We start from the raw sequence: 9,044 nt of genomic DNA on the forward strand, positions 1-9,044 counted from the left end.
CGCGCAGGGTTCTCCGGACAGGCTTCGCTGATCTGAGCGCGCGTCCCATGCGTTCTTGTGGATGGGGAGCACGCGAGCCGCGTCCCGGGACCGGTCAGCCGCGCTGCCGTGGATACCCGGACGGGTAGCGGGCGATGGCCGCCTCGATGCGGGAGGCCACACCGCGCAGGACCGACAGGTGTCGCGTCAGCGTCTTGCCCTGGGTCGACAGCAGGACCAGGCCCACCGACGCCTCGACCTGGTCGGATCGCCCCGCAACCGGCACGGCGATGGAGCAGGCGCCGGCACGAGCCTCCTCCAGCGTGATGGCGTAACCCTGCTCGGCGATCTGCGCCAGCTCATCGGCCAGGCCTGCCGGGTCGACGTGCGTCCGCACGGTGCGGGCCTCCAGATCGCCGTGGAGATAGGCCTCGCGAAACCACGGCTCTTCGTAGGCCAGCAGCACCTTGCCGACAGCCGTCGCGTGGAGCGGCAGCCGCCCGCCGATGCGGGACGCCCGCGGCACACGCTTGGAGCTGTAGACCCGGTCGACGTACAACGCCTCGTTGCCCTCACGAATCGCGATATGGGACGTCTCTTGCGTGAGAGAGAACAGGTCCTGCAGGTAGGGCCGCGCGGTGTCGCGCAACCGCCTGCCCGCGCTTTGCGACAGCTCCCACAGGCGCAAACCGACGTGGTAACGCCCTTGGTCGTCTCGCGCGAGAGCTCCCCATGCGTGCAGTTCGCCCAAGAGACGGTGGGCCGTGGAGACAGGCAGGCCGGTCAGCTCCGCCAACTGCGACAGCGACAGGCTCGGCCCATGGGTTTCGAAGGCTTCGAGAATCGATAGGACACGTGACGTGACCGATCGTCCCGACTCGTTCGCGCGCACACGGCCTCCGTCCAGTCGTCGGCGTCAGCCGAGCATGACGCGCTGCGAGCCGAGGTCCGCCGGGCGACCGCGGCACGTGCGCGCGCCGTCTCCTTACCGCCCCGGTGAGGAGACGGTCGTGGACGCGCGAACCGATCAGCCGGTGAGCCTGTTCACCTGTCAGCCGGAGCCGGCCCATCGCCCGTGTCAACGCCGTGCGGAACGAGCCGCCGCAGCTTGTCGCCATCTTTGACGACCGAAGCGGTTCCGGGCAAGGCCGTCGGTCGCAGGCCGGGCCCATCGGTGATCTCGACGATCACGCTCTGGTCGTACTCCAAGCAGAGGCGACGGTCGTGGCGACCACTGTGCAGGGCCCGCGCCCGTACGGAAAGTCACAGGAAGTAGCAATGACATCACTGATCGGTGAAGGCGGTGGATCCATGTGGCGATAGCACACCCGATTGACGGCACACGATTGTAGGAGCGCATGCAACCGCTGTGGGGTCCGTGACAACGATCGGAGCAGGGTCATGTCCAGCGAGTTCCAGCGCCACAAGATCTCCAACGCGTTCCACCTGTTGGACGCCGACCACAACGGCGTCCTGGAGGAGTCGGACTTCGCCGCGCTGGCCGAGCGGTGGGCCTCCTACCGGGAGGGAACCGACCGGCACCTGGTCCAGGCGCTGATGATGGGCTGGTGGGCAACCCTACTGGCGGCTTCCGACGAGGACGCCGACCCCGCGGAGGGCGAGGTCTCCCTGGAGGCGACGCTGCGGGTCGTCGACCGGCTCGGCGACATGACCTCCTCCGTCGAGGGCACCGCCAAAGCCATGTTCGAGATCATCGACGAGAACGGCGACGACCTGATCTCGGCCGAGGAGTACAGCCGGCTCATCGAGGTGTGGAACGGGTTCCCGATCGACACCGCCACGACCTTCTCACTGCTCGACCTGAACGACGACGGATACCTGACCAAGGAGGAGTTCATCCTGCTGTGGACGCAGTTCTGGGTGGGAGACAACCCGGACGAACCCGGCACCTGGATGTTCGGCCGCTTCGAGTTCCCCGAAGCGCGCGTCGGGTGAGACGCGGGTCGTCGCGTCAGCCGCCCTTCAGCCGCCCTTCAGCTGAGCGGAAACCGGGATGGACCGCAAAGCAGACCAAGAACCTCGCGGACGCATCGTCTCGCACCACAGGAGGTCGTCGCACACCCCCGTTCACCGCGAAGCGGCGGCCGTCCGCTCACGCGAGGGGCCTGCCGTCTCGACGGAAGCGGCCGGCCCTTCGCGCGTCCCTACAGCAGGTTCGCCAGTTCCTCCGCGAAGGGGAAGCCACCCGGCTGGTAGGCGCACCACGGCTCTTCCGCCAGCGCGTCGCCGGTGACGGCGAAGGCGCGGGAGCGAGAGCCACCGCAGACGGCGCGGAACTCGCACGCCCCGCACCTTCCGCCCAACAGTCCGGGGTCACGCAGAGAGACGAACACCGAAGAGTTCCGGTAGATCTCCGCAAGCGGACGGTCGCGCACGTTGCCCGCCGACACCGGCAGGAATCCCGACGGTGACACCTCGCCGGTGTGGGACACGAAGACCATGCCTCGGCCCGCGTTGACGTCGATCGGCGGCCGCCTGGGCCGGGTCGAGCCGATCAACCGGAGGTCGATGGCCCGCCGTCGCAGATCGCCGTAGAGCGGCCCCAGACCCAGCACCTCCTCGTGGTCGGCGTCGCGCTCGGCCAGGATGTGCCGCTGCAGGGCGACGCGGCGGAAGTGGTGCGCCTCGGTCGTCTTGACCGGGACCGTCCCGCCCACGTCGTAGAGGAAGTTCAGCACGTCCTCGCTCTCCCCGGCGGTCAGCGAGGTGAGCTCGCGTCCCCGGCCGGTCGGGATGAGGAAGAAGACGCTCCACAACAGCGCCCCGCGCTCGCGCACCAGCTGGGCGATTTCCGGCAGCTCCCCCAGATTGGTCCGGGTGACGGTGGTGTTGATCTGAACCTTGAGCCCGGCGTCGCGTGCCTCCTGCCAGGAGCGCAGCGTCCGGCCGAACACGCCGCCGAATCCGCGGAACCCGTCGTGGAGGGCGGCGGTCGCACCGTCCAGGCTGAGCGAGATCACCGAGGCGCCCGCTTCGCGCAGGCGGGACAGGCTCGCGGTGGTCAGCGCCGGGGTGGCAGAGGGCGACACGGCCGGGGCCAGGCCGAGTCGGCGGGCCTCGCGGACCAGGTCGTACAGGTCGGGCCGTTCGAAGGGGTCGCCGCCGGTGATGACGAAAAGCGGGGCGGGGCGGCCGAAATCGGTGACCTGGCGCATCAACCCGGCCGCCTCGTCGGTGGTCAGCTCGGCGGGGTCGCGCGCGGGCCTGGCCTCGGCCCGGCAATGCAGGCAGGCCAGCGGGCAGGCCCGGGTCGCCTCCCAGATCACGATGAACGGGGCCGAGCCGACGTCGCGGTGCACATGGCGCAGGGGGCGGGTCCGCCGCGAGCTCACCGCCCGGCCCTCCGCGGTCTCCTCGCTCATGGCCGGGGCGACGCCAACACCGCGCCCACGGTGACGAAGGCGGCGCCGGTGCCCATGAGCGCCGCGCCCAGGCCGACAGCCAGAGAGGTGACCTCCCATGCCTGGTAGGCGGTCATCAGCGAGGCGCGCAACGTCTCGCCCATGAACGCCGTCTCGCGCAGGGCGGTGAGCTTGTCGTCCTTGCCTCCGGCGGCGTGCAGTTCGGCGCTGACTTCCGCGTAGGTGCGCCCTTCGGTCGCGCGGAGCACGTTGCCGCCGATCATGTCAGCGAACGCGCGTGCCTGCGGGCCGTTCTCCACCCGTCGGCCGACGTGCGCGCCGAGCTCCGCCGGCAAGCCCTCGTCCGGAAATGTGATCTTCTGGCGGATGAGCTCGTCCCGGATCTGCCCCCTCCCCTGCAGGCCCCGGGCCGTCATGACGGCCCCGGCCGTCACGGTGGCGACACCGACGGCGCCCACCAGCGTCGCCGCCACTCCGCGCAGGTCTTTCATGAATGGTCTCGCTTTCACCCAGTAGAGGCGGACCCGCTGTACGGGCCCGCTTGGAGCGTCCAGCGTCCAGCGGGCGCGGAAAAAGGGCCTGTCGCCCCTGACCTTGCCCCCGAAAGCCCCGAAAGCGGGACGGAATGGCAACCTCAAAGACGCGGCGGGCCGCGGTTCTCGAGGGCGCGATGATCGGGCCGGGCGCGCGTGATGTCAGACGTGAGCCATACGAGACGAGTTGAAAAAATATATAGATCGGTCTACTTTCCCAGTATGGGACAGAAGGGAACAGCGACGCGGGTCCGGATACTGGCCGCGACGCAGGAGTTGGTCGAGACCGGGGGATACTTCAGCGCCGGGCTCAATCAGGTGATCGCGGTCAGTGGCGCGCCCCGCGGCTCGCTCTATTTCCACTTCCCCGACGGCAAGGATCAACTCGTCGGCGAGTCGATACGGCGTGCCGGACAGGCGATGGACGACGCCTTCGCGGACCTGGCCGAGTCCAGCGCGTCCGTGGCGGAGTTCGTCGAAGGCGTGTTGCGGCACCTGGGCGATCGATTGGAGGAATCAGGCTGGCAGAAGGGGTGTCCGGTCGCCACCGTGGCCCTCGAGATGGCCGCCGCTAGCGACCCGCTGCAGCAGGCCTGCTCAGAGGTGTACACCTCATGGGCAGCCGCTCTGCGGGCGCGGCTCGACGGGCGGCCGGACGCCGACGACCTCGCGGTCACGATCCTGGCCCTGATCGAGGGGGCGCTGCTGCTGGCCAAGGCGCACCGCAGCAGAGAGCCACTGGATCGCGTCACCGGCCCACTCGCCGCCCTGCTGCGCTGACCCGGGCCCGCCGCACGAGGCGGGCCCTTCTTTCTGCCAAAAAAATATGTAGACCGATCTATTAAGGAGTACTCATGGACGCGATCGTCTTCGGGGCGACCGGTTTCATCGGCCGTTCCCTCGTCGCCGAGCTGCTCGGCCGGGGGCAGCGGGTGGCGGCGGCCGTACGGAACGACACCCTCACCCCCTGGCTGGACTCCCAGGGCGTCGACACCGGCGGGCTGACCGTCGTGCCGACATCACCCGGCCGCTCACGGGACTGCCCCGGGTGCGCGACGTCTACAACACCGCGGCGCGCTTCGCGTTCGGCCTCGGCGTGGAGGAGGCGCGGGCGACCAACGTGACCGGGGCGCTCAACGTGCTCGAATGGGCCGCCACGCTGCCCGAACTGCGACGGCTCGTGCACATCAGCGGGTACCGGGTGAGCAACGCCCACCCGGACTACGCCAGGCTGGGCGCGTACGAGGCGTCGAAGGCCGAGGCCGATCTCGCGGTGCGCGCGCGGGCTCGCGAGCTGGACGTCCCGCTGACCATCGCCAATCCCAGCACGGTGATCGGCCCCGGCCAGCACATCGGCCTGGCGTCTCTCGTCGACGACCTGTGGAACGGACGGCTCCCCGCGCTTCCGGGCGGCCCCGACGTCTTCCTGCCGATCATCACGATCGACTACTTCTCGCGGTTCCTGGCCGAGCTCCCCACCTCGCCCGCGGGACAGGCCCACTGGGTGCTCGACGACACGACGCCGCGCCTCCCGGAGCTGGTCGGCACGATCGCCGACCACATGGGCGTGCGGGCGCCGCGCCGAACCGTCCCCGTCGGCCTCGTGCGCCGCCTGCCACGGAAGATCACCGGCGCCGACCCCGAGACGCTGTCGTTCCTGTCGACCGACCGCTACCCGACGGCCTCGGCCCGCGCTCTCGCCGAAACGGCCGGCCTGGAGATGCCTCCTGCCACCGACGCCCTCCGCGCGTGGGCCGACGACCTGGTGGCCACCCGCTTCGGCGCCGCGTCGCCGTGGCTGAGCCCGTACGGCTTCCGCGGCCGCACCTGGGCGATGGGAGACGCTCACCGACCCGCCCACGTCCTGCTGCACGGGCTGCCGATGAACGCCGACCTGTGGGCGCCCCTCGCCGCCCACCTGTCCGGCCCGATCCTGGCCCCCGACCTGCCCGGCCTGGGACGCTCGGCTCCCACCGCCCAGCCGACGGACGCGTGGCTCGCCGACCTGATGCGCCCGGTGCGGACCCGTCCCACGCTGGTCGCGCACTCGCCGGCCTGCGGGCCGGCGCTCCGCTTCGCCGTCGAACATCCCGGACGCGTCAGCACGCTTGTTCTCATCGCCCCCGCGTTCCTGCAGGCTCCGGCCCCGCGGCTCACCCGCTCAGCCCTGGCCGCGCCCATGCTGCGCCGCATGTCCCCCGCTCGCCTGGCCGCTACGCTCGGCGTTCCCGAAGGGCCGGAGGTGGCGAGCGCCGCGGCGGACCTGCGCCGTCCAGGGGTGGCGCGCCGCGTGATCGCGGCGATGCGCACGGCATTCACCGAACGCGAGACGTCACGGTCGCTGCTGGAGCGGGTGAGCGTCCCGGTCGAGATCATCGTGGGCTCGGCCGACCCGCTGGCCGTAGGCGTCGACCACCCGATCACCGAGATCGCCGACGCCGGGCACTACCCACAACTCACCCACCCGGCTCAGGTCGCCCGTCACCTCGGGCTGGTCTCCGACCCGACCGTTGTTCAGGATCAGCGGGGTGAGCTGCCGGTTGATCTGGACGTAGCGGTCGGTGAGGGTCGCGGCGTCGGGGTCGTCTCGTACGCGAATCCGGTGCCGGGCCCGTCATGACCGGAGGTGCGCAGGCCCAGGCCGCCGAACTCACAGCCCACTGGGGTCGGTCTTCAAGAGACGATCACGCGCCGGGAAGACCGAGGGAAGGTTGCAGCGCCTGCGCTGCGACCTTCGCGCGGTCACGCCACCATGAAAGGCCGTTCCGCTCCGCCAGCCATCGCATGCTGTTGAGGTGGCGGACAGCGGTGGAGTGGTCGCCGACGGCCACGGCGAGCAGGGCCAGATACCAGTCGACCGGCCCCATGCACACCACCGCCGAAAGCGCGGAGATCCGCCCGCTGTACGGCAGCAATGTCGCGTAACCGGCTCGGCAGTCCTCCGTCTTCCCGAGGGCCGCTCTGGCGGCGGCCTGCAGGCATGTCGTGGACAACCATGACCAGTCGAAGGGCGGCGAGGGCCATCCGTCGGCGACGAGCGTGCCCGCTTCCTCGTGGCGACCTTGGGCACACAGCTGAAGGATCCGGGCGTCGTGGTCCATCGTCGGGTGGATGCCCACGATGGCGTCGATCAGCGGCCCCGCCTCCCCGATGGCGCCCTCCTGGTAGCCCGACGCCAGGCGCCCCATGGCGACCGCCGGCCCGGCATGCCAGACCCCGATCTTCTCGGCCTGGTCTTCCGCCTGTCTACGCAATGTCTCGGCGTCGTCGAAGCGGCCGTCGAGGGCGAGCCGGTTGGCGGTCCACATCGTGTGCTGGAGACGCGACCAGGGCAGTGGCAACCGCTCCAGCAGCTCCTCGCACCGCGCCGCCGCCCGATCCGCACCGGCCACGTCGAACAGCTCCAGCCGGTTGTGGGTGCGCATCATCTGAGCCAGCAACTCGAACGCCGGTGCCTGCAGACTCACCGCCAGATCGTGCAACTCGTCGGCGATCTCCGTCAGCTCCTCCAGGTGCAGAGGCTGGGGCAATGCCAGATGCCGCGCGTTCAGCATCCGCATCAGCAGATACGGGTCGCCCAGGCGGCGGGCCATCGCCACGGCCCGTGCCGACAGCTCATCACCGCGTGGGTCACCGCTGCCGTCGTAAAGCTCCTGAGCCAGGCTGCCCAGCAACCGCGCCCGCTCCGGACTGTCGCCCTCCCCCAGCGCTTCCAGCGCCGTCTCGAAACGGCGCACCAGGTGCAGCTCGACCGCCTCGTACGGATCCCGTAGCGTCCACAGCGCGGGGGCATCCAGCGCGGTCAGCGCATACGCGGCCAGCTCCGGACGGGCCGGGGCCCGATCCGCGGCGTGCACCGCCTCCGCCCTGGCCCGCCGCGCTCCTATCGCATCCCCCGCCTCCAGCAACGCCCGCACCTGCCGCAACAGCAACTCCACATGAGTTTCCGGATCTCCTCCGGAGGCGTCATGCGCCTTGATCGCTGACGCCCACCAGGCCGCCGCCTCCTCGTAGGCCAGACGCAGACCTGCCTGCTCCGCGGCTGCTGTGGCACACCGCACCGCTTCCTGGTAGGCGGCGGGGCCGGCCTCGACCGCGTGATACGCGATCGCTTCCACGTCAGTGCCGGGCCGCAGGGACAGGGAGATCATGATCTCCCGATGGATCACGGCCTTGCGAAGTGGAGGAATGTCACAGATGAGGGTCTCTCGCACGAGGTCGTGGGTGAAGGCCATCCGTGCGGCCTGAGGAACGAGCAACCCGGCCTGCGCAGCCTCATCCAGCAGCTCATACGCCTCCGTCGGGCCGACTTCCGCGACCACCGAGGGGTCGAATTCGCGGCCGATCACCGCGGCGATCCGCAAGACCTCGCCCGCCTGCGGCCCCAACGCGGCCAACCGCTGACGAATCAACTCCGCCACCGCATCAGGCACCTCCTCCAACGAGCGCCCCTGAGCCAACAACCGCACACTCTCCCGCACGAAAAACGGATTCCCCCTCGTGCGATCGATCAGACGACCCACAAGCCGGCCATCCACCTCCACCCCCATCTCCCGCGCGATCTCCCCCACCGCATCGGAACCCAAGCCCCCCAACCGAACCCGCACCAACCCATAACCAGCAAAACGCCCCAACACCTCATCGACCCCAGGCCGCGGCGCCCCATCCCGAAATGCCGTCACCACCGAGATCGGCACATCCTGAGCCATCCCCCCGACCAACGCCACCACATCCCGCAACAACTCCAGCGACGCCGGATCCGCCCACTGCAGATCATCCAGAACGATCACCAACGGCCGCACCCGCGCCGCCGCCACCAACCACTGCGCGATCGCCCGATTACGCCGCAACAACGCCCCATCCGCCGGCCCCACAGGCTGCTCATCATCCAGCAACCCCGCCAACGCCGACCGATCCGGCGGCGGACACTCCCGCTCCAACGCCCCCAACACCTGCAACCACGGCCACAACGCCGGCGTCCCCTGCGTGTCATGACAGCGACCCCACACCACCACATGCCCCACACCGGCACACCAGGCAGCCAACGCCTCCAACACGCACGTCTTACCGATACCCGGCTCCCCGCTGACCGCCGCGACCGCCACCCCACGCCGCGCCGCCCGCGACACCAACGCCGACAACTCCCCCA

9 protein-coding genes are annotated in these 9,044 nt (G+C 70.1%); 4 read left to right on the top strand and 5 right to left on the bottom strand.

Going from position 1 to position 9,044, the window contains the following annotated elements:
* Positions 1-94 precede the first annotated feature (94 nt).
* Together IMZ11_RS06720 and IMZ11_RS06725 are read right to left on the bottom strand one after the other, a co-directional pair.
* Positions 95-871 (bottom strand): IclR family transcriptional regulator, encoded by a 777-nt coding sequence (locus tag IMZ11_RS06720; protein WP_082776441.1) that lies wholly within the window; start codon positions 869-871, stop codon positions 95-97.
* Positions 872-1,023: 152 nt separating this feature from the next.
* Positions 1,024-1,170 (bottom strand): hypothetical protein, encoded by a 147-nt coding sequence (locus IMZ11_RS06725; RefSeq protein ID WP_228638574.1) that lies wholly within the window; start codon positions 1,168-1,170, stop codon positions 1,024-1,026.
* A gap of 210 nt (positions 1,171-1,380) precedes the next feature.
* On the opposite strand from IMZ11_RS06725, the gene IMZ11_RS06730 reads away from it, so the two are divergent.
* Positions 1,381-1,935: an EF-hand domain-containing protein gene (locus IMZ11_RS06730; protein ID WP_228638578.1), complete on the top strand. Its 555-nt coding sequence runs from the start codon at positions 1,381-1,383 to the stop codon at positions 1,933-1,935.
* Positions 1,936-2,144: 209 nt separating this feature from the next.
* On the opposite strand, the gene IMZ11_RS06735 is transcribed toward IMZ11_RS06730, so the two are convergent.
* Together IMZ11_RS06735 and IMZ11_RS06740 are read right to left on the bottom strand one after the other, a co-directional pair.
* Positions 2,145-3,362 (bottom strand): TIGR04053 family radical SAM/SPASM domain-containing protein, encoded by a 1,218-nt coding sequence (locus IMZ11_RS06735; RefSeq protein WP_228638581.1) that lies wholly within the window; start codon positions 3,360-3,362, stop codon positions 2,145-2,147.
* Complete coding sequence (locus IMZ11_RS06740) at positions 3,359-3,853, bottom strand: hypothetical protein (RefSeq protein WP_228638584.1); 495 nt, start codon at positions 3,851-3,853, stop codon at positions 3,359-3,361. The genes IMZ11_RS06735 and IMZ11_RS06740 overlap by 4 nt, the downstream gene beginning before the upstream one ends.
* 264 nt (positions 3,854-4,117) lie before the next feature.
* On the opposite strand from IMZ11_RS06740, the gene IMZ11_RS06745 reads away from it, so the two are divergent.
* The 3 genes from IMZ11_RS06745 to IMZ11_RS06755 all read left to right on the top strand — a co-directional run bounded on the left by IMZ11_RS06745 (position 4,118) and on the right by IMZ11_RS06755 (position 6,515).
* Positions 4,118-4,675, top strand: coding sequence for a TetR/AcrR family transcriptional regulator (locus IMZ11_RS06745; protein ID WP_228638586.1), 558 nt, complete (start codon positions 4,118-4,120; stop codon positions 4,673-4,675).
* Between the two features lie 74 nt (positions 4,676-4,749).
* The gene (locus IMZ11_RS06750; RefSeq protein ID WP_228638589.1) at positions 4,750-5,019 is read left to right on the top strand and encodes an NAD-dependent epimerase/dehydratase family protein; all 270 of its coding nucleotides are present in this window, start codon (positions 4,750-4,752) and stop codon (positions 5,017-5,019) included.
* Positions 4,944-6,515, top strand: coding sequence for an alpha/beta fold hydrolase (locus IMZ11_RS06755; protein ID WP_228638592.1), 1,572 nt, complete (start codon positions 4,944-4,946; stop codon positions 6,513-6,515). Before IMZ11_RS06750 ends, IMZ11_RS06755 begins: the two co-directional genes overlap by 76 nt.
* Before the next feature lie 64 nt (positions 6,516-6,579).
* On the opposite strand, the gene IMZ11_RS06760 is transcribed toward IMZ11_RS06755, so the two are convergent.
* The coding region (locus tag IMZ11_RS06760; RefSeq protein ID WP_228638595.1) for an AAA family ATPase at positions 6,580-9,044 on the bottom strand (2,465 nt) is incomplete at its 5' end.

The organism is Microtetraspora sp. AC03309 (assembly GCF_020826795.1).
Lineage (GTDB): Bacteria > Actinomycetota > Actinomycetes > Streptosporangiales > Streptosporangiaceae > Microtetraspora > Microtetraspora glauca.